General features: G+C 66.3%; 26 protein-coding genes and 2 tRNA genes. 14 read left to right on the forward strand and 14 right to left on the reverse strand.

Annotated elements, in window-relative coordinates; genetic code table 11:
* The first annotated feature begins 20 nt into the window (after nucleotides 1-20).
* The 4 genes from pstA to phoB all read left to right on the forward strand — a co-directional run bounded on the left by pstA (nucleotide 21) and on the right by phoB (nucleotide 3533).
* Nucleotides 21-1292 carry a phosphate ABC transporter permease PstA gene (gene pstA / locus CLG96_RS01625; protein ID WP_107966776.1) on the forward strand — a complete coding sequence of 424 codons (1272 nt, stop codon included), beginning with the start codon at nucleotides 21-23 and terminating at the stop codon, nucleotides 1290-1292.
* 73 nt (nucleotides 1293-1365) lie between these two features.
* Nucleotides 1366-2112 carry a phosphate ABC transporter ATP-binding protein PstB gene (gene pstB / locus CLG96_RS01630; protein ID WP_107966777.1) on the forward strand — a complete coding sequence of 249 codons (747 nt, stop codon included), beginning with the start codon at nucleotides 1366-1368 and terminating at the stop codon, nucleotides 2110-2112.
* 13 nt (nucleotides 2113-2125) lie between these two features.
* Entirely contained in the window at nucleotides 2126-2830 is a 705-nt protein-coding gene (gene phoU / locus CLG96_RS01635) for a phosphate signaling complex protein PhoU (protein WP_107966108.1), read from the forward strand.
* A gap of 4 nt (nucleotides 2831-2834) precedes the next feature.
* Nucleotides 2835-3533, forward strand: coding sequence for a phosphate regulon transcriptional regulator PhoB (gene phoB, locus CLG96_RS01640; RefSeq protein WP_107966109.1), 699 nt, complete (start codon nucleotides 2835-2837; stop codon nucleotides 3531-3533).
* 46 nt (nucleotides 3534-3579) lie between these two features.
* Here phoB and CLG96_RS01645 read toward each other — a convergent pair whose 3' ends face one another.
* Together CLG96_RS01645 and epsC are read right to left on the reverse strand one after the other, a co-directional pair.
* Complete coding sequence (locus tag CLG96_RS01645; RefSeq protein WP_107966110.1) at nucleotides 3580-3915, reverse strand: DUF2794 domain-containing protein; 336 nt, start codon at nucleotides 3913-3915, stop codon at nucleotides 3580-3582.
* Nucleotides 3915-4628, reverse strand: coding sequence for a serine O-acetyltransferase EpsC (gene epsC, locus CLG96_RS01650; protein ID WP_107966778.1), 714 nt, complete (start codon nucleotides 4626-4628; stop codon nucleotides 3915-3917). The genes CLG96_RS01645 and epsC overlap by 1 nt, the downstream gene beginning before the upstream one ends.
* 272 nt (nucleotides 4629-4900) lie before the next feature.
* On the opposite strand from epsC, the gene CLG96_RS01655 reads away from it, so the two are divergent.
* A complete protein-coding gene (locus tag CLG96_RS01655) occupies nucleotides 4901-5806 on the forward strand; it encodes a hydrogen peroxide-inducible genes activator (RefSeq protein ID WP_107966111.1) in 906 nt (301 codons plus the stop codon).
* A gap of 65 nt (nucleotides 5807-5871) precedes the next feature.
* Here CLG96_RS01655 and CLG96_RS01660 read toward each other — a convergent pair whose 3' ends face one another.
* The 4 genes from CLG96_RS01660 to CLG96_RS01675 are packed head-to-tail and all read right to left on the reverse strand — an operon-like array spanning nucleotide 5872 to nucleotide 7717.
* Nucleotides 5872-6315: a molybdenum cofactor biosynthesis protein MoaE gene (locus CLG96_RS01660; protein WP_107966112.1), complete on the reverse strand. Its 444-nt coding sequence runs from the start codon at nucleotides 6313-6315 to the stop codon at nucleotides 5872-5874.
* Nucleotides 6312-6569 carry a molybdopterin converting factor subunit 1 gene (moaD, locus tag CLG96_RS01665; RefSeq protein ID WP_107966113.1) on the reverse strand — a complete coding sequence of 86 codons (258 nt, stop codon included), beginning with the start codon at nucleotides 6567-6569 and terminating at the stop codon, nucleotides 6312-6314. The genes CLG96_RS01660 and moaD overlap by 4 nt, the downstream gene beginning before the upstream one ends.
* A gap of 7 nt (nucleotides 6570-6576) precedes the next feature.
* Complete coding sequence (gene pgsA / locus CLG96_RS01670) at nucleotides 6577-7125, reverse strand: CDP-diacylglycerol--glycerol-3-phosphate 3-phosphatidyltransferase (RefSeq protein ID WP_107966114.1); 549 nt, start codon at nucleotides 7123-7125, stop codon at nucleotides 6577-6579.
* A 13-nt stretch (nucleotides 7126-7138) separates the two neighbouring features.
* On the reverse strand, nucleotides 7139-7717 hold the full coding sequence (locus CLG96_RS01675; protein WP_243395561.1) for a GNAT family N-acetyltransferase: 579 nt from the start codon (nucleotides 7715-7717) through the stop codon (nucleotides 7139-7141).
* Nucleotides 7718-7822: 105 nt separating this feature from the next.
* Between CLG96_RS01675 and CLG96_RS01680 the strand changes: the two genes are divergently transcribed.
* Entirely contained in the window at nucleotides 7823-9091 is a 1269-nt protein-coding gene (locus CLG96_RS01680; RefSeq protein WP_107966116.1) for an MFS transporter, read from the forward strand.
* 34 nt (nucleotides 9092-9125) lie between these two features.
* Here the strand turns inward: CLG96_RS01680 and CLG96_RS01685 are convergent, their stop codons facing one another.
* From CLG96_RS01685 to CLG96_RS01695, 3 genes are all read right to left on the reverse strand, one after another.
* Nucleotides 9126-9602: a hypothetical protein gene (locus CLG96_RS01685; RefSeq protein ID WP_107966117.1), complete on the reverse strand. Its 477-nt coding sequence runs from the start codon at nucleotides 9600-9602 to the stop codon at nucleotides 9126-9128.
* A 122-nt stretch (nucleotides 9603-9724) separates the two neighbouring features.
* Nucleotides 9725-9800: transfer RNA gene (locus CLG96_RS01690), tRNA-Ala, on the reverse strand.
* Between the two features lie 107 nt (nucleotides 9801-9907).
* Nucleotides 9908-10225, reverse strand: a complete 318-nt coding sequence (locus CLG96_RS01695; RefSeq protein ID WP_107966779.1) for a TIGR02300 family protein — start codon at nucleotides 10223-10225, stop codon at nucleotides 9908-9910.
* A gap of 111 nt (nucleotides 10226-10336) precedes the next feature.
* Between CLG96_RS01695 and aroA the strand changes: the two genes are divergently transcribed.
* From aroA to CLG96_RS01735, 8 genes are all read left to right on the forward strand, one after another.
* A complete protein-coding gene (gene aroA / locus CLG96_RS01700) occupies nucleotides 10337-11671 on the forward strand; it encodes a 3-phosphoshikimate 1-carboxyvinyltransferase (RefSeq protein ID WP_107966118.1) in 1335 nt (444 codons plus the stop codon).
* A complete protein-coding gene (locus CLG96_RS01705; RefSeq protein WP_107966119.1) occupies nucleotides 11668-12294 on the forward strand; it encodes a (d)CMP kinase in 627 nt (208 codons plus the stop codon). The genes aroA and CLG96_RS01705 overlap by 4 nt, the downstream gene beginning before the upstream one ends.
* A gap of 201 nt (nucleotides 12295-12495) precedes the next feature.
* Nucleotides 12496-14199 carry a 30S ribosomal protein S1 gene (gene rpsA / locus CLG96_RS01710; protein WP_107966120.1) on the forward strand — a complete coding sequence of 568 codons (1704 nt, stop codon included), beginning with the start codon at nucleotides 12496-12498 and terminating at the stop codon, nucleotides 14197-14199.
* 201 nt (nucleotides 14200-14400) lie between these two features.
* On the forward strand, nucleotides 14401-14679 hold the full coding sequence (locus tag CLG96_RS01715; RefSeq protein ID WP_107966121.1) for an integration host factor subunit beta: 279 nt from the start codon (nucleotides 14401-14403) through the stop codon (nucleotides 14677-14679).
* A 46-nt stretch (nucleotides 14680-14725) separates the two neighbouring features.
* Nucleotides 14726-14809 (forward strand) — tRNA-Leu (locus CLG96_RS01720).
* Nucleotides 14810-14918: 109 nt separating this feature from the next.
* A complete protein-coding gene (locus CLG96_RS01725) occupies nucleotides 14919-16454 on the forward strand; it encodes a peptide ABC transporter substrate-binding protein (RefSeq protein ID WP_107966122.1) in 1536 nt (511 codons plus the stop codon).
* Complete coding sequence (locus CLG96_RS01730; protein WP_107966123.1) at nucleotides 16451-17842, forward strand: ABC transporter substrate-binding protein; 1392 nt, start codon at nucleotides 16451-16453, stop codon at nucleotides 17840-17842. The genes CLG96_RS01725 and CLG96_RS01730 overlap by 4 nt, the downstream gene beginning before the upstream one ends.
* Before the next feature lie 82 nt (nucleotides 17843-17924).
* Nucleotides 17925-18371, forward strand: a complete 447-nt coding sequence (locus tag CLG96_RS01735; protein WP_107966780.1) for a DUF4112 domain-containing protein — start codon at nucleotides 17925-17927, stop codon at nucleotides 18369-18371.
* On the opposite strand, the gene CLG96_RS01740 is transcribed toward CLG96_RS01735, so the two are convergent.
* The 5 genes from CLG96_RS01740 to CLG96_RS01760 are packed head-to-tail and all read right to left on the reverse strand — an operon-like array spanning nucleotide 18349 to nucleotide 22447.
* The gene (locus CLG96_RS01740; protein ID WP_107966124.1) at nucleotides 18349-19062 is read right to left on the reverse strand and encodes a ribonuclease T2 family protein; all 714 of its coding nucleotides are present in this window, start codon (nucleotides 19060-19062) and stop codon (nucleotides 18349-18351) included. The genes CLG96_RS01735 and CLG96_RS01740 overlap by 23 nt on opposite strands.
* Nucleotides 19063-19086: 24 nt before the next feature.
* On the reverse strand, nucleotides 19087-19932 hold the full coding sequence (gene nadC / locus CLG96_RS01745; RefSeq protein WP_107966125.1) for a carboxylating nicotinate-nucleotide diphosphorylase: 846 nt from the start codon (nucleotides 19930-19932) through the stop codon (nucleotides 19087-19089).
* Nucleotides 19933-19962: 30 nt separating this feature from the next.
* Nucleotides 19963-20964, reverse strand: a complete 1002-nt coding sequence (nadA, locus tag CLG96_RS01750) for a quinolinate synthase NadA (protein WP_107966126.1) — start codon at nucleotides 20962-20964, stop codon at nucleotides 19963-19965.
* Nucleotides 20961-21593: a DUF4230 domain-containing protein gene (locus CLG96_RS01755; protein WP_107966127.1), complete on the reverse strand. Its 633-nt coding sequence runs from the start codon at nucleotides 21591-21593 to the stop codon at nucleotides 20961-20963. The genes nadA and CLG96_RS01755 overlap by 4 nt, the downstream gene beginning before the upstream one ends.
* Nucleotides 21590-22447: an MBL fold metallo-hydrolase gene (locus CLG96_RS01760; RefSeq protein ID WP_107966128.1), complete on the reverse strand. Its 858-nt coding sequence runs from the start codon at nucleotides 22445-22447 to the stop codon at nucleotides 21590-21592. Before CLG96_RS01760 ends, CLG96_RS01755 begins: the two co-directional genes overlap by 4 nt.
* Nucleotides 22448-22527: the final 80 nt, after the last annotated feature.

The raw sequence follows: 22527 nt of genomic DNA on the forward strand, positions 1-22527 counted from the left end.
ACCCGGTGGCGCAACTCGACATGCCGGGCGCGGCGGAATCCGCCGTGCGGCGGCCGACCGACTGGAAAAGCGGCGCGATGCAGAGCCGTGTCCGCCGGCGCTATGCCGCCGAGCGGCGGTTCCGCTTCCTCGGCCTGACGGCCGTGCTGCTCTCGGTCGCTTTTCTCACCTTTCTGCTGGTCACGATGATCGGCAACGGCATACGCGGCTTCACGCGGACCGAGATCAGGCTGCCGATCGACTTCCCGGCCTCGACGCTCATCTTGGATCCGGCGGCGCTACGCGGGCCGGAGGCCGACAGGGCGCTGGCGGGCGCCGATCTGGAAGGCGTGGCGGCGGCCGCGGCCGATACGGCCTTCGGGCAGGGCGGCAACCGTCTGCTCTCGGATGGGGCCTGGATCGCCGTACGCCAGGCCATCAAGGCCGATCCCTCGATCCTCGGGCGCAAGGCGGATATCTGGGTGCCCGCCTCCACCGGCATCGACCTTGCCGCCAAGAGCGAAGCAGCAGCCGCGGACGAGGCGGCCCATGCCCGGCTGGAGCAGGCAGGCGCAGTCCGGACCGGGCTCAATCTCGGCTTCCTGACGGCCGCAGACTCGACCGATCCCACGCTCGTCGGCATCTGGGGCGCGCTCAAGGGCTCCTTGCTGACGATGGTGGTAACGCTGCTGCTCGCCTTCCCGATCGGCGTGCTTTCGGCCCTCTATCTGGAGGAATATGCGCCGCGTAACCGCTGGACCGACCTGATCGAGGTGTCGATCAACAATCTGGCGGCGGTGCCCTCGATCATCTTCGGCCTGCTCGGCCTGGCGGTGTTCCTGAATTTCATGCACCTGCCGCGCTCGGCACCGGTGGTCGGCGGACTCACGCTCGCACTGATGACCATGCCGGTGATCGTCATCGCCGGGCGCAACGCGATCAAATCCGTTCCGCCCTCGATCCGCGACGCGGCGCTCGGCATCGGCGCCAGCCGGGTGCAGGTGGTGTTCCACCATGTCCTGCCACTGGCGCTGCCCGGCATTCTCACCGGCACGATCATCGGCATGGCGCGCGCGCTCGGCGAGACGGCGCCTCTGCTGATGATCGGCATGCGCGCCTTCATCTCCTCGCCGCCGAGCGGCCTGACCGAGCCCGCGACCGTGCTTCCCGTGCAGATCTTCCTCTGGTCGGACGAGGTGAACCGCGGCTTCGTCGAGAAGACCTCCGCTGCGATTGTCGTCCTGCTGCTGTTCCTCCTCGCGATGAACGGCCTCGCAATCTATCTCCGCAACAAGTTCGAAACCCGGTGGTGACCCTTCGATGAACGACGACAGCTTCGGCCGGATCACCGGCGACCCCAATGCCGCGCCGCGCCTGACCACCAAGATGACGGCGCGGGGCGTGAACGTCTTCTATGGCGAGAAACAGGCGATCAAGGACGTCTCGATCGACGTGACGCAGGAACATGTCACCGCCTTCATCGGCCCTTCGGGCTGCGGCAAGTCGACCTTCCTGCGCACGCTCAATCGCATGAACGACACCGTTGCCTCGGCGCGGGTGGAAGGCGAGATCACGCTCGACGGCGAGAATATCTATTCCTCGTCGATGGACGTGGTGCAGCTTCGCGCGCGGGTGGGCATGGTGTTCCAGAAGCCCAATCCCTTCCCCAAGTCGATCTATGAGAATGTCGCCTATGGACCGCGCATCCATGGCCTCGCCTCCAGCAAGGCGACGATGGATCAGGTGGTCGAAAAGTCGCTTCGTCGCGCCGGCCTGTGGGACGAGGTGAAGGATCGGCTGCACGACAGCGGCACGGCGCTTTCGGGCGGGCAGCAGCAGCGGCTGTGCATCGCGCGCGCCATCGCGGTCGATCCCGAAGTGATCCTGATGGACGAGCCCTGCTCCGCGCTGGACCCGATCGCCACCGCCAAGATCGAGGAACTGATCCACGAGCTGCGCGGCCGCTACGCGATCGTGATCGTGACGCACAACATGCAGCAGGCGGCGCGCGTGTCGCAGCGCACCGCCTTTTTCCATCTCGGCACGCTCGTCGAATATGGTGACACGTCCGAGATCTTCACCAATCCCCGCGAAACGCGGACCAAGGATTACATCACCGGCCGTTACGGTTGAGGAGGCAGAAGAAATGGCTACCACCGGACATACCGTCAAAGCCTTCGACGAGGATTTGGGCCAGCTTCGCGGGCTCGTCTCCGAAATGGGCGGCCTGGCCGAAGCAGCGATCAACGATGCGATGCAGGCGCTGGTCCGTCGCGACATAGAGGGCGCCGCGCGCGTCGTGGAGGAAGATCGCCGCATCGACGAGATCGAAAGCGAGATCGAGCGGCGGGTCGTCCGTCTGATCGCGCTGCGCGCGCCGATGGCGGACGATCTGCGCGACGTGCTCGCCGCACTCAAGATCAGCGGCGTGATCGAGCGCATGGGCGATTATGCCAAGAATATCGCCAAGCGCGTGCCGCTGCTGAACGACGTCAGGAATGTCGAGCCACTGTCGATCCTGCCGGCGATGGGCCGCGCGGTTTCGGAAATGGTGCGCAACGTGCTCGACGCCTTCGCCGCGCGCGATGCGCAGGCGGCGGTCGACGTGTGCGCGAGCGACCGGGGCGTCGACGATTTCTACAACAGCCTGTTCCGCGCGCTCCTCACCTACATGATGGAAAATCCGCACAACATCACCGCATCGACCCATCTGCTCTTCATCGCGAAGAATCTCGAGCGGATCGGCGATCATGCCACCAACGTTGCCGAGATGGTCTATTTCGCGGCGACCGGACATCAGATGGCGGAGCGGCCGCGCGGCGAGGACGTGCTGGCGACCGAGGGGGAGTAAGTCCATGGCCCGAGCCCGTGTCCTGCTTGTCGAAGATGATGCCGCGCTCGCGGAACTGCTCGTCTGGCATTTCAGCCGCGAGGAATATGAGGTCGAACATACTGCGGACGGCGAGGAAGCGTTGCTGCTCGCGCGGGAATCGCCGCCCGATCTGGTGCTGCTCGACTGGATGATCGAGGGGCTTTCCGGGATCGAGGTGTGCCGCCGCCTGCGCCGCATGCCCGATACGGCGAATGTGCCGATCATCATGCTCACCGCGCGCGGCGAGGAGGAGGATCGCATCCGTGGCCTCGAAACCGGCGCCGACGATTATGTCACCAAGCCCTTCAGCCCGCGCGAGCTGGTCGCCCGGGCGGGCGCGGTGCTCCGCCGCGTGCGTCCAGCACTGGCGGGCGAGAAGCTGACCTATTCCGACATCGAGATGGACATGGTGAGCCACAAGGTGCGCCGCGACGGCACGCCGGTGGCGCTGGGGCCGACCGAGTTCCGCCTGCTCAAGCATTTTCTGGAACATCCCGGCCGCGTCTTCTCGCGCGAGCGGCTGCTCGATTCGGTCTGGGGCCGTGATTCGGATATCGAGCCGCGCACAGTGGACGTGCATATCCGCCGCCTGCGCAAGGCGATCAATCTGGAAGGGCACCCGGACATCATCCGCACCGTGCGCTCGGCCGGCTATGCGCTGGACAGCGAGGGCGCGGGCTGATCGGACCGCGCCGCCTGCGTGCGGCGCGCCTGATACTCGTCCGGACTCAGTCCGCCACCAGCTTCACCAGCCGCCGCTCGATCGGCGCGAGGACCGGCCCCAGTTCATGGCCGCGTTTCAGGATCGCGCCCGCTTCGCCCACCAGCGCCCATTGCCCCTGGCGAATACGGAGCGCGGGGCGTTTCTCGATACGATATTCGGGGCGCTCGGCGGCGCGGCGGAAGGCGGCGAAGGATGCCGCGTCGCGGCCGAGGTCGATCGCATAATCGCGCCAATGGCCGGCTGCGACCATCCGGCCATAAAGATCGAGGATACGGGCGAGTTCGATCCGATCGAAGGCGACCTGACCCGGCTGGCCGGGAAAGGGCGTGACAACGCCCATCAGGCGCGTTCGCGCTCCGTGGGGCCCGGATGCGCCCCGCCCCTTTGCTGACCGTCCCGTTCCTGAATGAGCTGGGCAAGTCTGTTGCGAAGTTGCTCGACCTCGCATTTGAGCATTTCGAGCTGCTGCGTCTGCGGATCGAACCGCTCCGAGCAGATCGTGCCATAGGGCACGAAATCGCGCTGATATTGCTCGGCCGCCACGAGCGTCGGGCGGGCGGGAATGCCCGTCATGGTCGCCCCCTCGGGCACGTCGCGGGTCACGACGGCGTTGGCGCCGATCCGGGAATTTTTCTCGACCGTTATGGGGCCCAGCACATTGGCGCCGGATCCGATGATCACGCCGTCGCAGATTGTGGGGTGCCGCTTGCCCGCTATGCCATTTGCGGGATTCGTGCCGCCCAGCGTGACATTCTGATAGATGGTCACATTGTCGCCGATCTCCGACGTCTCGCCGATCACCGAGAAGCCATGATCGATGAAGAGATTGCGGCCGATCTGCGCGCCCGGATGGATGTCGATCCCCGTCAGGAAGCGGGAAAGATGATTGACGAAGCGGGCAAGGAAATAAAGTTCGCCCTGGAACAGCCAATGAGCTACGCGATGGAGGCCGACGGCAAGCACGCCGGGATAGAGCAATATCTCCCAGCGCGATCGCGGCGCAGGATCCCGCGCCTTGATCGAATCAAGATAGGCGACCAGCCGCCCCAACATCCCGGCCTCCCTGACGAACCCAAAATCCGGATGTAAGCTGCCGCGCGATGAAATGCCAGAGGTGCGCCGGCTCCCTCCCGCGCCGGGAGAGGGCTCGGGAGCGATCAGACGGCGATAGACATTGTTCATCGCCATGATCGCCTCGGCCAACGATAAGCATGGATATCTGCTGATCAGGGGTTCGTACGAAACTCGCCTCTCCGCTATCTGAGGGACTAGAGAAAAACGGTCGGATTGATTATTTCTCGATCATTGATCGAAAGAGGCAATCATTGAACAGCTATCTGCCCACGCTGAAGCAGCTCCAATATCTCGTGGCATTGCATGACCATGGCCATTTCGGGCGCGCGGCGGACGCCTGTTTCGTCACCCAGTCCACCCTGTCCGCGGGATTGCGCGAGCTCGAATCGCTGATCGGCATCATCCTCGTCGAACGCACGCGGCGCGTGGTTCGCTTCACGCCGCTCGGCAACAGGATCGCGGAAAAGGCGCGACGCGTCCTGCGCGAGGCGGAGGAGCTGAGCGGGCTCGCCAAGGCTGCGGGCAAGCCGCTTTCGGGCGATCTCAGAATGGGCGTGATCCCCACCATCGCGCCCTTCCTTTTGCCGCGCATCCTGCCGAAGCTGCGCGCCGACTGGCCGGACCTGAAACTCTATCTGCGCGAGGAGACATCCACCGCCGCCTGCGATTCGCTGCATCGCGGCCATGTCGATTGCGTGCTGCTGGCGCTGCCCTATCAATGCGGGGACATAGAGGCCGCCGAGCTCTTCACCGACCGGCTGTTCGTGGCCTTCCCCAAGGGCCTGATGCCCGATCCTCCGCCGGCCATTTCCGCCGAGGATATAGACGAGAGCCATCTGCTGCTGCTGGAAGACGGGCATTGCCTGAAGGACCATGTGCTCGCCGCCTGCAACCGGCCGGAACTCCGCGCCGAGGCGACCATGCTCGGCACATCGCTCCACACGCTGGTGCAGATGGTGGATAATGGGCTGGGAATGACGATGCTGCCGGAAATGGCGCTGAACGCGGGGATCCTAGACAATACCGACGTGGTCGCGCGGCCGCTGGAGGCGGCGCATCCCTCGCGACGGATCGCGCTCGTCTGGCGCGCGGGCTCGCCGCGGGAAAAGGAATTCCGCCTGCTCGCCGATGCGCTGCGCGAGAGCGCCACCGCCTAGAAGATTTTCAAGCCGGGTGACATCACCCAGCGACTCGGAAAATGCGGCAAGACAGGAAGAAGCGGTCAGCCGCCCCAGCGCGCGGCGGCGGCATCATCCTCCGCCTTGGCTTCGACCCAGTGGACCGTGCCGTCGGCGAAGCGCTCGCGCTTCCAGAAGGGTGCTGCGGTCTTGAGCCAGTCGATCAGGAAGGCGCAGGCCTCCAGCGCCGCCGCGCGATGCGCCGAGGCGGTGCCGACGAAGACGATGCGGTCGCCCGGCACCAGCGGGCCATAACGGTGGATCAGGACGATGCCGAGCAGCGGCCAGCGCCGCGCCGCCTCCTCCGCGACGGCGCGCATCGCCTTTTCGGTCATGCCGGGATGATGCTCGAGCATCATTTCGACCAGCCCGCCATCGCCCCGGACGAGGCCGGTGAAGCTTGCCACCCCGCCCCCGCCCAGCGCCTCCAGCCGGGTGAGTTCCACGCCCGGATCGAAGGCTTCGGCCTGGACGCCGATCGCGATCATCCGCCCGTCACCGGGGGAAAGATGGCGATCTCGCGCGCACCGGCTATGGCCGTGTCGAGCGGGGCGAAATGCTGGTCCACCGCCGCGCGCAGCCGGGCAGGATCCTCGAACGCCTCGGCATGCCCCCCGCCCCGCGCCGCCAGCCAGTCGATCAGATCGGTGACCGTCGCCACCGTCGCGGGCGGATCGACGCGCTCGCCTTCCACTCCGATCTTCTCGCGCACCCAGGCGAAATAGAGCATTTCGATCGCCATTGCAGGCTCAATCCATATGTTTCAGGCCGACGCGCAGATAATCCCAGCCGGTGATCAGCGTCAGCGCGGCCGCCATCCAGAGGCTGAACAGGCCGATGTCGCGAATCCATCCCATATGCGGCAACGCGCCGCCGAGGATGATCGCGCCGAGCGAGATCAACTGGAAGGTCGTCTTCCATTTGGCAAGCTTGCTGACCGGCACCGAGACGCGCAGATCGGCGAGGAATTCGCGCAGGCCCGAAACGGCGATCTCGCGTAACAGGATCACCAGCGCCGCCACCACATGCCAATTGTCGACATCGCGGGTGAAGACCAGCATCACGATCACCGCGGCCACCATGATCTTGTCCGCGATCGGATCGAGGAACACGCCCAGCTTGGAGACCGTCCCCTGCGCACGGGCGAGATAGCCGTCGAAATAATCTGTGACACCCATCAGCACATAAAGGCCGAAGGCCAGCGCATATTCGAACCAGCCGGGCCGCCACAGCAGCGCCACGAGCAGCGGCACCGCAAGGATGCGCGACAATGTCAGTATGTTGGGCAAGGTCAGCATGGGCAGGCCATCCCTAGCGTGGTTGGTCGCCCTTGGGGAGATGCGCAGGATCACGTTCGAACATGATCACCGGCTTGTCCCGATATCGCGTCTCGCCGAAGCGCCGGAAGCCGCATTTGCCCGCGACACCGAGCGAGGCCGCATTGGCCGGATCGATCAGGCACACCATGCGCGTGCCGCCGAAATGCGCATCGGCCCAGCGGATCGCCGCCGCCGCCGCCTCGCTGGCATAGCCCTTGCCCTGTGCCGCGCGGCCAAGCATCCAGGCGGCTTCCGGAAATCCGTCGAAATCGGGTCCCAGTCCGCGATGAAAATCGGCCACGCCCGTCTCGCCGACGAAACGCCCGCTCACCCGCTCCTCGATTGCTAAAAGGCCATAGCCGAGCAGCGCCCAATGCCCCGCATAGCGCATCAGCCGATGCCATATTTCCTCACGCGTCGGCGGCTGGGACGTGATGAAGCGCATCACCTCCGGATCGCTCGAAAGCGCGACCATATCCTCATAATCATCGAGTCGGTGCGGGCGCAGGCGCAGCCTTTCGGTCTCGATGACGACGGACCCGGCCTCGGACCGGAAATGCGACATGGCCATGTAACGGTGCCCTCCTGCGACGGTACGAGCTTGGACGAAGCCCGTCGCCTGCGCTATGGCCGCTCCGACGCATCAACGCCACCCGAGCGAGCCCAGCCTCCCGCAATGACACCTTCTTTCCGGCTTCTTGCCAAACGGCGGTTCCTGCCGCTGTTCGCGACGCAATTCCTCGGCGCGTTCAACGATAATCTGTTCAAGACGGCGATGGTCCTGTTCGCGACCTATGCCATCTATTCGGATCCGGCCAAGGAAGCGGGCTTCAACGCGCTGGCGACGGGGCTCTTCATCCTCCCCTTCTTCCTGCTCTCCGCGCTTTCGGGGCAGCTTGCCGACACGCGCGACAAGGCGCGGATCATCCGCCTCGTGAAGACCGCGGAAATCGCGATCATGCTGATCGGCGCGGTCGGGTTGCTATTGTCGCTTGTGCCGGTGATGCTCGCGGCGGTGCTGGCGATGGGCATCCACTCCACCTTCTTCGGCCCGATCAAATATGCGATCCTGCCGCAGCATCTGAAGAAGGAGGAGGTGCTTGGCGGCACCGGGCTGGTGGAAGCGGGCACCTATCTCGCAATCCTCGCCGGCACGATCCTGGCGGGCTTCATCGATGCACGGACGACGGCCCTGACGGTGCTGGGCGTAGCAGCGCTTGGCTGGCTCACGGCGCGCGCCGTGCCTTCCGCCCCGCCCTCGGGCGATACGCCACCGCTCGATTTCCATATCGTGCGCGCCTCGATCACGCTGGTATCGGGCACGATGCATATCTCGCGGCTGTTCCGGGCGATCTGCGCGATCAGCTTCTTCTGGATGATCGGATCGATCCTGATCATCCAATTCCCTCCGCTCGTGAAGAATATCTTCACTGCCGACGAGAAAGTGGCGAGCCTGTTCCTGGCAATCTTCTCGATCGGCGTGGCGATCGGCTCGGTGCTGATAAACCGGCTGCTCCAGGGCACGGTTTCCGCCCGCTACGCGCCCGCCTCGGTCGTCGCCATGGGTGTCTGCATCATCTTCCTCGCATTGACCGCCAAGGGCTGGGAGGGGCTGCCCGACGATCGTCTTTACGGCCTCGCCGAGTTTGCCCGCCATCCCGCCGCTTGGGAGGTGTTCCTGGCGCTGCTCGGCGTTTCGGTGACAGGCGGAATGTTCGTCGTGCCGCTCTATGCCTTCCTCACCACCACAGTGGCGGCGGATCAGACGGCACGGACCGTCGCGGCCAACAATATCGTCAATTCCGGCGCAATGGTGGTAGGCGCGGCAGGCGTGCTGGCGCTTTCCGCCGCGGGGATCGGCGTGGTGGAGACGCTCTATTTGGTCTCCGGCCTATGCCTGATCGCCGCCTGGATCGCCTGGAAGCTGCACTGCGCCTGCGACTGACCCGGCAATTCGGCCTGCCGGGGCGGGCCTCGCCTCAATGCTTGGCGGCGTGCGATTCGCGTCCGAACCTGGCGCGGACCGAATCGATCAGATCGCCCGACGCCTTGACGATGGTGCTGCGGCCCACCGTCGCAGCAAGACCGGCGACGACGCCGACCGCCGCCACTGCAGCCCCCACGACCATGCCTCGTTTCGTGACCGCGACCCTCGGCACCTTCGCCGCGCCATTCTTCGCAGCCTTGCCTGCCCGAATCGCACGGCCGGAAGAAAGCGGTGTCGCCTTGCCGCGGGCTGCCGCCCTGCGCCGCGCCGGCGTCTTGCCCGCACGCGCCTTCGCCGGAACGATCTCGGCCGCGATCGATTCGGCCTTGTCCGATTTCGATGGCGGCGCCTTCGTTCCTGCGGCTTTGGCGCGCGGACCGCGCTTGCGCACGGGCCTCTCCTCGGCCACCGCGTCGGGGGACGTATCGGGCTTTTCGATCGCTTCGCTATCGGTTGGGGTGGTTGCCATCGTGCAGTCTCCCTAGCTTATCGCAAGAGACAACCGCCGCGCGCACGCCCGGTTCCGTAACGACCATCACCGCCCGAATCCGGAAAAGAAAAAGCCCCCGGAAACCGGGGGCTATTCGAAATTGGTGGAGCCGAGGGGGATCGAACCCCTGACCTTCGCAATGCCATTGCGACGCTCTCCCAGCTGAGCTACGGCCCCGAACCTTTTGCCCCCTTCCTGTCGCCAGGCCCGCCGGCTGGGAGCCGGCGGCGGGGTGGAGCGCCCTTTAGGTCAGGAGGAGCGCTCCTGCAAGCACCAAAAGAGGATCAGTTTTCGTCGTCCTCATTCTCGGTGTTGACGCCGATATCGTCGTCGCCGCCCAGATCGACATCATCGTCGGGGCTCGGCTCCTCATCCTCGTCGATGTCCAGATCTTCCGACAGATCCGAATCACTGACCTTGTCCTCCGCCGTCTCCTTCTTGGGCGCGTCGAACGGCAGGGGCTGCTTGGACTTCAATATGGGATCGGGCTCCCAGGCGGTGCCGCATTCGATGCAGGTCACGGGATCGTCATTGCCCAGATCGTAGAAGCGAGTGCCGCATTTCGGGCAGGTCCGCTTGGTGCCCCATTCAGGCTTTACCACGGCTGATAGCCTCCGGTGGAATTGAAAGATGAGCGCCCGGAACAGAGGGACCGGCCGCCAAGTGCCGCGCGCCTTGCCATAGCGGGGGGCCGCTGTCAAAAGCCGCCGCACATGACCGACCAGCATCCCCGCCCCGCCCATTTTGCCGCCCCCGGCCCGCTTTCCGGCACCGTCCGCGTGCCCGGAGACAAATCGATCTCGCATCGATCACTCATGCTGTCCGCGCTGGCCGTCGGCGAAAGCAAGGTGGACGGGCTGCTCGAGGGCGAGGATGTGCTGGCCACCGCCGCCGCGATGCGCGCGATGGGCGCCGACATTGCGCGCGGCACGGATGGCCGCTGGACGATCCATGGCGTGGGCGTGGGCAGCCTGCTCCAGCCCGAGGCCGCGCTCGACATGGGCAATTCGGGCACGTCGACCCGGCTCCTGATGGGCCTTGTTGCAAGCCATCCGATCACCGCCACCTTCATCGGCGACGCATCGCTTTCCAAGCGCCCGATGGGCCGCGTCATCGAGCCGCTGGGGAGCATGGGCGCGGAATTCACGGCCAGCCCCGGCGGGCGGCTGCCGCTGATGGTGCGCGGCCTCGCGCCCGCCGTGCCGATCGAATATCGCCTCCCGGTCGCCTCGGCGCAGGTGAAATCGGCGATCCTCCTCGCCGGCCTCAACACGCCGGGCATCACCCGCGTGATCGAACCCGTGCCGACGCGCGATCATAGCGAACGGATGCTGCGCGGTTTCGGCGCCGAACTGACGGTGGAGCAGGATGGCGGCACGCGCATCATCTCCGTCCGCGGCGAGGCAGAGCTCAAGCCACAGCATATCGTGGTGCCCGGCGACCCTTCCTCGGCGGGCTTCCCGGTGGTGGCGGCGCTGCTCGTGCCCGGATCATCGGTGACGGTGGAAAATGTCGGGCTCAATCCGACGCGTGCGGGCCTGTTCGAGATATTGAAGGCGATGGGCGCGGATCTGCGCTTCGACAATGAGCGCATCGTCGGCGGCGAGCCTGTCGCCGACATCGTCGTGCGTCATTCGACGCTGAAGGGGATCGAGGTGCCCGCCGAGATCGCGCCGAGCATGATCGACGAATTCCCCATATTGTTCGTCGTCGCCGCCCTGGCCGAAGGGCGGACGGTCACGCGCGGGCTGGAGGAACTGCGCGTCAAGGAATCGGATCGGCTCGCCACAATGGCCGAAGGGCTGCGCGCGATCGGCGCGCGGGTGGAGGAGCGCGAGGACGGCCTCGTCATCGACGGCACGGGCGGCGAGCCGCTCGCCGGCGGAGCGACCATCGCTGCCCGGCTCGACCATCGCATTGCGATGAGCTTCGCCGTGGCGGGGCTGGTTTCGCGCGATCCGGTCACGATCGACGATATGGCGCCGGTCGCGACGAGCTTCCCCGGCTTTACCGACATGCTCGTCGGCCTCGGGGCGGAAAGCGCATGATCATCGCCGTCGATGGGCCCGCCGCCTCGGGCAAGGGCACGATCGCCCGGGCGCTCGCCCGCCATTATGGCCTGCCGCATCTCGATACCGGCCTGCTCTACCGGGCAGTCGGCATCAGTGTCATGCGCGCGGGCGGCGATCCCGCCAATCCCGCCCACGCCACCGCGGAATGCGGCTTTTCGGAGGCGCTGCTGGTCGATCCGGCGCTGAAGTCGGAGGCAGCGGGCCGCGCCGCCTCGCTCGTATCCTCGCATCCGGAGGTGCGTGCCGCGCTGATCCGGCGTCAACAGGATTTCGCCGATCAGCCGGGCGGCGCGGTGCTCGACGGCCGGGACATCGGCACCGTCATTGCCCCGCACGCCCATGCCAAGCTGTTCGTCACCGCGAGCGCCGAGGTCCGCGCCGAGCGCCGCCATCGCGAACTGGCCGGAATGGGCCTCGACACGCGCCTCACGGCGGTGCTTCAGGACATTCGGGCGCGCGACGAGCGCGATTCGTCGCGTTCTGCTGCCCCGTTGCGTCAGGCGGACGACGCCGACTTGCTGGATACCAGCCAAATGGATATAGAAACCGCCGTCCAGCGGGCGATTGCGCTCGTGGAGGCCCGGATCAGGACAGCCTAGCAGGCTGATCTGACAAGGCGCTTCGGGCCCGGCCATCGCCGGGCTTCGAACGCGCCTTTTTCGCTTTTCCCGCGACGGCGCGCCACGAACGGCTTCATTCAAAGGATATCATGTCCGGCATGGGGCCGGCTTGATGGTTCGGCCAAAAGACCTTCGGATACAACCGGATGGCCGGAAACAGACTGTAGGACTAGAGATTATATGGCCACAGCGGCAAATCCCACCCGCGACGATTTCGCGGCAATGCTCAACGAAACCCTCGGCGGCGAGAATGAAGGCTTCGAAGGCCGCGTCGTCAAGGGCACCGTCACCGCCATCGAGAATGACATGGCCGTCATCGACGTCGGCCTGAAGTCCGAAGGCCGCGTGGCGCTACGCGAATTCGCGGCGCCCGGCCAGAAGGCCGATCTCAAGGTCGGCGACGAGGTCGAGGTCTATGTCGACCGTGTCGAGAACGTCCATGGCGAAGCGATGCTCAGCCGCGACCGCGCCCGCCGCGAAGCCGCCTGGGACAAGCTGGAGGCCGAATTCGCCAACACCGCGCGCGTCGATGGCGTGATCTTCGGTCGGGTGAAGGGCGGCTTCACGGTCGATCTGAACGGCGCCGTGGCCTTCCTGCCGGGCAGCCAGGTCGATATCCGCCCGGTGCGCGACGTCACCCCGCTGATGGACATTCCGCAGCCCTTCCAGATCCTCAAGATGGATCGCCGCCGCGGCAACATCGTCGTGTCGCGCCGCGCCGTCCTCGAGGAAACCCGCGCCGAGCAGCGTTCGGGCCTGATCCAGTCGCTCCATGAGGGCCAGGTGATCGAGGGTGTCGTCAAGAACATCACCGATTATGGCGCGTTCGTGGATCTGGGCGGCATTGACGGCCTGCTCCACGTGACCGACCTCAGCTACAAGCGCGTCTCGCACCCGAACGAGATGATCAACATCGGCGATACCGTCCGCGTGCAGATCATCCGCATCAACAAGGACACGCAGCGCATCTCGCTCGGCATGAAGCAGCTCGAGAGCGATCCGTGGGAAGGCGCCGCCGCGAAATATCCGATCGGCGGCAAATTCTCCGGCCGCGTCACGAACATCACCGAATATGGCGCGTTCGTGGAGCTGGAGCCGGGCATCGAGGGCCTCGTCCACGTGTCCGAAATGTCCTGGACGAAGAAGAACGTCCATCCGGGCAAGATCGTCTCCACCAGCCAGGAGGTGGATGTCGTCATCCTCGAGGTGGATCAGGACAAGCGCCGCATCAGCCTCGGCCTCAAGCAGGCCCAGAACAATCCGTGGGAAAGCTTCCTCGAGGCGCACCCGGTTGGCTCGATCGTCGAGGGCGAAGTCAAGAACGCCACCGAATTCGGCCTGTTCATCGGCCTGGACGGCGACGTCGACGGCATGGTCCACATGTCGGACATCGCCTGGGGCGTGACCGGCGAGGAAGCGCTGGCTCTCCATCACAAGGGCGAGACCGTGAAGGCGGTCGTGCTCGACATCGATCCGGAGAAGGAGCGCATCTCGCTCGGCATGAAGCAGCTTGAGCGCGGCGGCGTCGCCGTCGGCGGCGAGGGCCGGCTCAACAAGAATGCGATCGTCACCGTCACCGTCCTGGCCGTCACCGACGGCGGTCTCGACGTGCAGGCGGGCGAGGATGGCCCGACCGGCTTCATCAAGCGCGGCGATCTCGGCCGCGATCGCGACGAGCAGCGTCCGGAGCGCTTCCAGGTCGGCCAGAAGTTCGACGCGATGGTCGTCGGCTTCGATCGTTCGAAGAAGCCTACCTTCTCGGTCAAGGCGATGCAGATCGCTGAGGAGAAGCAGGCGGTCGCGCAATATGGCTCATCCGATTCGGGTGCGTCTCTGGGCGACATTCTCGGTGCTGCCCTCAAGGCGCGCAGCGAAGAGAATTGATGCCGCTCGCCCTTCGGGGCGAAGCTGAACAAGAAGGCGTGGGACCTCGGTCCCGCGCCTTTTTTGTTGCGCTGCGGCAGCCTACTCATTGATCCAGGTTGAAATTCTGGCTTATAGAATCGGTGGGCGGGCAACGATTGCGGGACCGGGGGCGGTCTCGATCGGCCATGATGTCTGGGCGACTTGGACGGAGGTGGGGCGATGATCAGGTCCGAACTGGTGGCACTTTTGGCGAATGATCATCCGGATCTGTCGCCGAAGGAGGTCGAACGGATCGTCTCCGGCGTGTTCGACACGATCAGTGCGCGGCTGGCCGCCGGCGGGCGCGTCGAGCTCAGAGGCTTCGGCACCTTTTCCACCCGCGCACGCACGGCCCGCACCGGCCGCAATCCCCGCACGGGCGATGCCGTTGAGGTCAACGCCAAACGCGTGCCCTATTTCAAGCCCGGCAAGGAGATGCGCGCACGCCTCAACATGTGAGTCGTGCTTGACCGACGCACCGTGGCGGGCCCATGCGGGGCAGGCTGCGGACGTGGCGAAACCGGTAGACGCGGCAGACTTAAAATCTGCTTCCCCTGGAGTGCGGGTTCGAGTCCCGCCGTCCGCACCATATAACCCATGACATTGGATTCCCGCTCGGCCGCGGAATGGCTTGCATGGGCATTTTTATGGCCGAAGCCGGTTTGCCTGCGTGCCGGTTGCGCTATGGTCCGCCTCGCATGTCGCTTGCCCGGATCCTGATCCTCGCCCTGCTGCCGCTCGCCGCCTGTGCGCGGACGCCCGGGCGTGATGCGGGCGGCGACACGCTCGTCCGGATCGCCGATTCCGAAACGAAGAGCCTCGATCCGCATATGGCATCCGATCTGAGCTCGATGCGGATCGCCGCCGATCAGTTCGAAGGGCTGACCCGCTTCAACGCCGCCGGCATCGCCGAGCCGGGGCTGGCGCACGGCTGGACCGTCTCGCCCGATGGGCTGAGCTGGCGCTTCCCGCTGCGGCCGCGCCTCGCTTTCTCGGATGGCCATCCGATCATAGCCGCCACCTTTGCGGGCGTCTTCCGCCGCCTTACCGACAAGGCGACGGCCTCGTCCAACGCGGCGCTGTTCGATACGATCAGGGATGTGGAGGCCGATGGCGACACGGTTATAGTCCGCCTCAAATCCCCTTTCCCGGCCCTGCCCGAGCTGCTCGCCCATCCCGCAATGGCCGCCTTGCCGCTCCATCGCATCGCGACAGGCGGCGACCAATGGACCGCTGAGCGGCCGCTGGTCACGTCCGGCGCCTATCGGCTCACCGGCTGGGTGCTGAATGATCATGCCACGCTCGAGGCCAATCCGCGCTGGCATGACGGGCGGCCGCCGGTCGCCCGGATCGAATGGCGTCCGGTCGACGACAGGTTGACGGCAATGCGCATCTTCGTCGCCGGCGGTACCGACACGACTTACGATCTTCCGGCGACGCGTCTGCCCTGGCTGCGCCGCAACCTGCCCGGCGCCGCGCATGTCGCGCCCTATAATGGCGCTTATTATTTCGCCTTCAACACGCGCAAGCCGCCCTTCGACAATATACTGGTCCGCCGCGCGCTCGACATCGCCGTCGACCGCCGCTGGATCGCGGGTCCGCTGATGGCGCTGGGCACGCCGCCCGCCTGGGGAGTCGTGCCGGGGGGCGTGGGCGGCCTCGCCCCCTATCGCCCGGCCTGGGCGGACTGGCCGAAGGAGCAGCGCCTCGCGGTCGCCCGGAAGCTGCTGGCAAAAGCAGGCTATGGCCCGGACCATCCGCTCGATTTCGAGATACGCTTCAACAGCGACAGCGACCATCGCCGGGTGGCGATCGCGCTTGCCGCGATGTGGAAGCTGCTGGGCGTGACGGCGCGCCTCCTCAACAGCGAGGCCTCGCTCCATTTCGCGAGCCTCAGGCGCGGGGACTTCCAGCTCGCCCGATCCGGCTGGATCGGCGACCTCGCCGCGCCCGAAAATTATCTCTCGATCCATCGCTCGGACGCCGGGCCGATCAACTATTCTGGCTATGCCAGCAAGCATTATGACGCTGCGCTCGACACCGCCCTGGCGGAGCCCCATCCCGCCCGCCGCAATGCGGCGATGCGCCGGGCGGAAGCGATATTGGCGCAGGACGCACCGATCATCCCCATTTATTTCTATGTCAGCCGCGCGCTGGTGGCGAAGCGCGTCGGCGGCTGGCAGGACAATCCCGCCAATGTCCATCCGAGCCGGACGCTGACGCTCGCGCGATGAATCTCCGCCCGATCCTCCTTGCTGCGCTCGTCACGCTCACGGCCTGCGACGCGCCTCCGCAAAATGGCCCGATCCTCGCCAGCGTGATCGGCGGCCCGCCCGAGCTCGTCGATCCGAGCCACAAGCCGCTGCCGCCGCCATCGGCCCTGCTGCTCATGGCGACGGCGCAGGGGCTGGTCCGCTTCGACGGCGCGGGGCAGATCGAACCGGGCCTCGCCATGCGCTGGGCGGTTTCCGACGACGGCCTCTATTACACCTTCCGCCTTGCCGACGGCACGGGCCTTACCGCCGAGGACGTCGCACGCCGGCTGCGCGCCGCGATCGGGCCCACCAGCCGAAATCCGCTGAAGCCGCTGCTCGACGCGATCGAGGAGATTGTCGCGGTCACGCCCGAGGTGATCGAGATCAGGCTGCGCGCGCCCCGCCCCAATCTACTCGAGCTGCTCGCCCAGCCCGAACTGGCGCTGATCGGGGAAGATGGCGGCACAGGCCCCTTCCATGTCACCGAACGACCCGGCGATGCGCTGATCCTGCGCCCCGTCACCCTGGGAGAGGATGTGCCGGACGGCAAACGCCATCCGCCCTTAGCGTTGCGCGGCGAGCGTGCCGGGCTGGCCGTGGCGCGCTTTACCTCCGGACAGGCGATGCTGGTGACGGGCGGCAGCTTCGCGGATCTGCCCGTCGCCCGCGCCGTCTCCCTGCCCCAGGGCGTACTGCGCTTCGATCCCGTCGGCGGCCTGTTCGGCTTCGCCATTGTGGAACCGCGCGGCTTCCTTGCCGAAAGCGCCAACCGCCGGGCATTGTCTCTCGCGATCGACCGCGGCCGGATCGTGGGCCTGATCGGCGCGCCGAACCTCTACCCCACCGATCGGATCGTAGCGACGCGATCCGCCGGCGCGCCGCGACGCGAGGATGCGGCCGCCATCGTCGCCCTCTGGCGCACGGGCGGAGGCGACATGCCGCGCCTGCGCATCGCCATGCCGCGCGGCCCTGGGGCCGACATGCTGTTCCGGCTCGTTGCCGCGGACTGGGCGGCGATCGGCGTCCAAGCGCGGCGGGTCGAACTGAACGAGAGCGCGGACCTTCGCCTGATCGACGCGATCGCCCCAACCGACGATAACAATTGGCATCTCCGCCGCTTCGCTTGCGGCGCCAGTCCGCTGTGCAGCCCGGAGGCGGACGCGGCACTCGCGGCCGCAGGGGAAGCCGCGACGCCCGAGACGCGCGCCATCCGGCTTGCAACGGCCGAAGCCTATCTGGAATCGGTGATGCCCTTCATCGCCATCGCCCAGCCCGTTCGCTGGTCGCTCGTCCAGCCGCTGCTCAACGGATGGCTGGAGAATAAGCGCGGCATCCATCCGCTCAACCACCTCCGCACCGGTCCCTGAACTGGCAGGAAGCTTCGCCGGCCCGATGCGATCGGCAAAGGCGCACCTATATCAGGGGCGCAAGGTCGTCATGGAGTATTCGATGCCCCTCTCATCCGAGCAATTCGATCGTCTCGCCAATGGCTTTCCGGGCCTGGGTCGCGATCCCGCCTCCGTCCGCCGCCGGATCGAGGCGATGGAGGCGCTGCTCGAAAAACTCTTCGTGGTGCCGGGCATCAGGCGGCCGATCGGGCTGGATGCGATCCTCGGCCTCGTGCCCGTGGTCGGTGATATCGCCACCACCGCATTGGGCGCCTGGATCCTGTGGGAAGCACGCAACCTCGGCATGTCGAAGCTGCAGCTGACGCGCATGGCGGGGAATGTGGGCGTGGATGCGGTGCTGGGCGCGGTTCCGCTGGTGGGCGATCTGTTCGATTTCGCCTTCCGATCGAACAGCCGCAACCTGAAGATCATCCGCAGGCATCTCGATCGGCATCATCCGGAAACGGCGACGATCGAGGGCTCGTTCAGCCGCCGCGCCAGATTCTGATCCGGTCGGTCGGCCGGAGGCCGCCGTCCGATGCCTTGCAGCGCGCCGGCCGGAAATTGGTGCCGAGGCAGAGCCACACTTCTTCCAGCCAGCCCTTCCGGTTGACGTTGAGCTTCACCATGTCCGCGCGCAGCCCCGGATTGGCGGCGGCGAAGGCGCGCGAAAAACCCGCCACCGTCAGCGGCCGGCGCGAAAGCGCGTCCATGTCGGGATAGCGCATGCCGGCATAGAGCTTCGTCGCCAGCCCGAAATAAGCGGGTGGCGCGATATTGCCCATGCAGGTGCCATGCTTCGCCCATTCATGCTGGAGCAGTTGCACATCGGGGGTGGCGCAGAGATTCTCTCGGATCACGCGTTCGGGCAGCAGCGCCGTCGGCTTGCAATATTGCGGCCAGCTCTTGCCCCGTCCGTCAGGCCACAGGCCATGGAGCGTGAAGCCGAAACGGGGCCCCTCCCCACCGCATTGGAAGTGATCCTCGCTGCTCGTGCGCCGTGTGCGGCAATATTCGGGTGACCAGCTCAAGGCCAGCGTATAGCCGCCGATGGGCATTTCGCGCTTCGGCTGGCTCGCGCTCGGCAGGTCCGCGACCGGCCGAGGCAGAACCGGAGGCACGCGGCATTCATAGGCCTGGGCGAAGGCCGGGGCGGGCAGGAGCGCCAGCGCCGCCGCGAACGGGAATCGAAACCTCATATGCCCTCCCCCCAATGAAGCCGGTCAGACCGCCGCGAAATCCAGCCCGATATCCGCCGCCGGCGCCGACTGGGTGAGACGGCCGACCGAAATATAGGTCACGCCCGTTTCCGCGATCGCGCGGATCGTGTCGAGCCTCACGCCGCCCGATGCCTCGGTCGGCACGCGCCCGCCGACGAGCGTGACGGCACCGCGCAACGTGGGCGGGTCCATATTATCGAGGAGGAGATGCGTGGCGCCGGCGGCGAGCGCAGGCTCGATCTGGTCGATCCGATCGACCTCGACGATGATCCGCGCGATGCCGGCCGCGACCGCGCGGCGCACCGCCTCGCCGATATCGCCCGCCACGGCGACATGATTGTCCTTGATCATCGCCGCATCATCGAGCCGCATGCGATGGTTGGTCGCCCCGCCCATCCGCGTCGCATATTTTTCGAGCACGCGCAGGCCCGGTATGGTCTTGCGCGTGTCGACCAGCGTGGCGCCCGTACCGAGGATCGCATCCACATAGCAGCGCGTGAGCGTGGCGATGCCGGACAGATGCTGCACCGTGTTGAGCGCCGAGCGCTCGGCGGTCAGCAGCGCGCGGGCCTTGCCCTTGATCCGCATCAGGTCCGCGCCCGCGGAGACGCGCGCGCCCTCCTCCACCAGCATCTCGATCTCCACCTCCGGATCGAGCGCGCGGAAAAAGGCTTCCGCCAGCGGCAGCCCTGCGACGGTGATCGCATCGCGACTGTCCATCACGCCTGCGAACATCGCGTCCGCCGGGATCACCGCGGCGGAGGTGATATCGCCATGCTCGCCAAGATCCTCGGCAAGGGTCGCGCGGACGAAGCCGTCGAGATCGAAATCGGAAAGGGCGAAGGACATGGGACCCCAGACAGGAGCGACGCTTCTCATTCAGCCCGCTATCGCCTTGGCCGCACCGAGATCGCCCTTGCCTACCGTGCCGGCGGCCATTTCCAGCATGCGGTCGAGCGGCTTCTTGGCGGCGAGGCGGGTCGCCTCGTCCAGCTCGATGCGCGGTTCGAGGTCGCGCAGCGCCAGATAGAGCTTCTCGATCGAGTTCATCGCCATATAGGGGCACATGTTGCAGTTGCAGTTGCCGTCAGCACCGGGCGCACCGATGAAGGTCTTGTGCGGCGCCGCCTTCTCCATCTGATGGATGATATGCGGCTCGGTGGCGACGATGATCGTCTGTGCGGGGCTCGCCAGCGCGAATTCCAAGATCGCGCGGGTCGAACCGACATGATCGGCATGATCGAGTATATAGGCCGGGCATTCGGGATGCGCCGCCACCGGGGCGTCCGGATATTGCGCCTTGAGCTTCAGCAGCTCGGTTTCCGAAAAGGCCTCATGGACGATGCAGGCGCCGGGCCAGAGCAGCATGTCGCGGCCGGTCTTGCGGTTGAAATAGGCCCCCAGATTCTTGTCCGGCGCGAAGATGATCTTCTGATCCATCGGCAACTGGCTCAATATCTTCTCGGCCGAAGAGCTCGTCACGATAATGTCCGAATGCGCCTTCACCGCCGCCGAGCAATTTATGTAGGTGATGGCGATATGGTCCGGATGCGCGGCACGAAACTTCGCGAACTGCTCGGGCGGGCAGCTATCCTCCAGCGAGCAGCCGGCGGCCATGTCCGGCAGGACCACCGTCTTTTCGGGCGAGAGGATCTTGGCCACCTCGGCCATGAAGCGCACGCCGCAAAAGGCGATCACCTCCGCGTCGGTATCCGCCGCCTTGCGGCTGAGATCCAGGCTGTCACCGACGAAATCGGCTAGATCCTGTATCTCGGGCGCCTGATAATAATGGGCAAGGATCACGGCATTGCGTTCCTTGCGCAGCCGATCGATCTCCGCACGCAGATCGAGCCCCGCGAGGCTGCCGGCAGCGATATTCATGATACTCTCTCCTGCTCGTCCCGGAACCGGGCGACCACCGTCGCGTCGATTCCCGCCGCCCTCAGCGGCATCGAGAAACTCCGTTCGATCGCGTTGCGCGCCGCATCGCGGGCGAGCCGCATCGGCAGCGCATCGCGCGCCTGGCGGATCAGCTCGGCCTGCCCCGCCCTGCGATTGGCGGCGTCCAACTGCGCCTCCGCATCGGTCAACGCCATCAGAACGCCGCCTTCACCATATTCCCGGATTGCCGCAAGCTCCACCTGGGGGCCGGCAATCTCCACCGGCGGCAGGGCGATGCTGAGCGTGCGGCTGTCCGCATTCCAGACCAGATCGCTCTGCTGCAGCCGGCCGAGATCGACCTCGTAGCGCACCAGCCCGGGCATGATCAGCGTCTTCCGCGCGGACAGGCCGAAGCGGCTCTGTTGCGAGGTGACGACCGCGACGAAGCGCGCGGCGAAGGGCGTCAGCCGGTTCTGCTCGCGCACTGCCTGCAGGCTTGCCGCGGCGATCGTGACCGGATCGGGCGCCAGCTCGCGCCTGAGCTTCCAGCCGAAGGCCGCGACGATGCCCGCCGCGACCAGAGCGAGCAAAAGCAGCCCGCCAACCCATTTGGCGACCGGCCGGATCATGCCGCGAGTGCCCAGCCATCGCCTGCCCGAGCGACCAGCCCCCGCGTCTCCATATCGATGAGATGCGCCAGCACGGACCGGCCGGCCGCGCCGTGCAACCGCGGATCGATCCCGACATACATTTTCTCGACCATGGCAGGGATCGGCCGGGCCCCTTCGCCCAGCAGGCGCAATATCTGGCCCTCGCGCTGCTTGCGATGGCCGACGAGGCTGCGCACGAAGCGCTGCGGCTTTTCCACGGGCTCGCCATGGGCTGGATAATAAATGATATCGTCGCGCGCCATCAGCCGATCGAGGCTCGCCATATAATCGGCCATGTCGCCGTCCGGCGGCGAGATCACCGTCGTCGACCAGCCCATCACATGATCGCCGGTGAAGAGCGCATTCGCCTCGCGCAGCGCGAAGCAGAGATGGTTGGAGGTGTGGCCGGGCGTCGCCACGGCTTCGAGCGTCCAGCCCGGACCCGACACGCGCTCGCCGTCCGCGAGCACCCGATCAGGTGCATAATCCGTATCGAACGCCGCATCGGCGCGCGGCCCTTCATCGTTGAGCGCGAGCGGCGCGCAGCCCATGATCGGGGCGCCCGTCGCGGCCTTCAGCGCGCGGCTCGCCGGGCTATGGTCGCGATGCGTATGGGTGCAGATTATGGCGCCGATCCGCTCGCCTGCGGAGGCCTGCAATATGGCATCGACATGTTCGGGCAGGTCGGGCCCCGGATCGATCACCGCTATCTCGCCCCGGCCGACCAGATAGGTCTGTGTGCCCTTATAGGTGAAGGCAGACGGGTTCGGCGCGAGCAGGCGGCGCACCAGCGGATGGAGCGCCTGCGCAAGGCCGGGGGTCTGTTCGGTCATGGACGTGCATGTGGCATCGACCGAAGCCGATGTGAAGAGCCAGGCTTCACCGCTCTCCACCCCGCCCGAAGCGGGGCAGG

It is taken from the genome of Sphingomonas oleivorans, assembly GCF_003050615.1.
Classification (GTDB): Bacteria; Pseudomonadota; Alphaproteobacteria; order Sphingomonadales; family Sphingomonadaceae; genus Sphingomonas_H; species Sphingomonas_H oleivorans.

Coding starts and splice junctions, on each gene's coding strand:
- epsC (WP_107966778.1), bottom strand. CDS start 4,628: ATGTTGGGGCGGCTGGTCGCCTATCTTGATTCGATCAAGGCGCGGGAT.
- pgsA (WP_107966114.1), bottom strand. CDS start 7,125: ATGCTGACCTTGCCCAACATACTGACATTGTCGCGCATCCTTGCGGTG.
- CLG96_RS01715 (WP_107966121.1), top strand. CDS start 14,401: ATGATCAGGTCCGAACTGGTGGCACTTTTGGCGAATGATCATCCGGAT.
- CLG96_RS01725 (WP_107966122.1), top strand. CDS start 14,919: ATGTCGCTTGCCCGGATCCTGATCCTCGCCCTGCTGCCGCTCGCCGCC.
- CLG96_RS01740 (WP_107966124.1), bottom strand. CDS start 19,062: ATGAGGTTTCGATTCCCGTTCGCGGCGGCGCTGGCGCTCCTGCCCGCC.
- CLG96_RS01680 (WP_107966116.1), top strand. CDS start 7,823: ATGACACCTTCTTTCCGGCTTCTTGCCAAACGGCGGTTCCTGCCGCTG.
- CLG96_RS01755 (WP_107966127.1), bottom strand. CDS start 21,593: ATGATCCGGCCGGTCGCCAAATGGGTTGGCGGGCTGCTTTTGCTCGCT.
- CLG96_RS01645 (WP_107966110.1), bottom strand. CDS start 3,915: ATGGGCGTTGTCACGCCCTTTCCCGGCCAGCCGGGTCAGGTCGCCTTC.
- nadC (WP_107966125.1), bottom strand. CDS start 19,932: ATGTCCTTCGCCCTTTCCGATTTCGATCTCGACGGCTTCGTCCGCGCG.
- pstB (WP_107966777.1), top strand. CDS start 1,366: ATGACGGCGCGGGGCGTGAACGTCTTCTATGGCGAGAAACAGGCGATC.
- phoU (WP_107966108.1), top strand. CDS start 2,126: ATGGCTACCACCGGACATACCGTCAAAGCCTTCGACGAGGATTTGGGC.
- rpsA (WP_107966120.1), top strand. CDS start 12,496: ATGGCCACAGCGGCAAATCCCACCCGCGACGATTTCGCGGCAATGCTC.
- CLG96_RS01760 (WP_107966128.1), bottom strand. CDS start 22,447: ATGACCGAACAGACCCCCGGCCTTGCGCAGGCGCTCCATCCGCTGGTG.
- CLG96_RS01735 (WP_107966780.1), top strand. CDS start 17,925: ATGCCCCTCTCATCCGAGCAATTCGATCGTCTCGCCAATGGCTTTCCG.
- phoB (WP_107966109.1), top strand. CDS start 2,835: ATGGCCCGAGCCCGTGTCCTGCTTGTCGAAGATGATGCCGCGCTCGCG.
- nadA (WP_107966126.1), bottom strand. CDS start 20,964: ATGAATATCGCTGCCGGCAGCCTCGCGGGGCTCGATCTGCGTGCGGAG.
- CLG96_RS01705 (WP_107966119.1), top strand. CDS start 11,668: ATGATCATCGCCGTCGATGGGCCCGCCGCCTCGGGCAAGGGCACGATC.
- pstA (WP_107966776.1), top strand. CDS start 21: ATGCCGGGCGCGGCGGAATCCGCCGTGCGGCGGCCGACCGACTGGAAA.
- aroA (WP_107966118.1), top strand. CDS start 10,337: ATGACCGACCAGCATCCCCGCCCCGCCCATTTTGCCGCCCCCGGCCCG.
- CLG96_RS01660 (WP_107966112.1), bottom strand. CDS start 6,315: ATGATCGCGATCGGCGTCCAGGCCGAAGCCTTCGATCCGGGCGTGGAA.
- CLG96_RS01730 (WP_107966123.1), top strand. CDS start 16,451: ATGAATCTCCGCCCGATCCTCCTTGCTGCGCTCGTCACGCTCACGGCC.
- CLG96_RS01685 (WP_107966117.1), bottom strand. CDS start 9,602: ATGGCAACCACCCCAACCGATAGCGAAGCGATCGAAAAGCCCGATACG.
- CLG96_RS01675 (WP_243395561.1), bottom strand. CDS start 7,717: ATGGCCATGTCGCATTTCCGGTCCGAGGCCGGGTCCGTCGTCATCGAG.
- moaD (WP_107966113.1), bottom strand. CDS start 6,569: ATGGCGATCGAAATGCTCTATTTCGCCTGGGTGCGCGAGAAGATCGGA.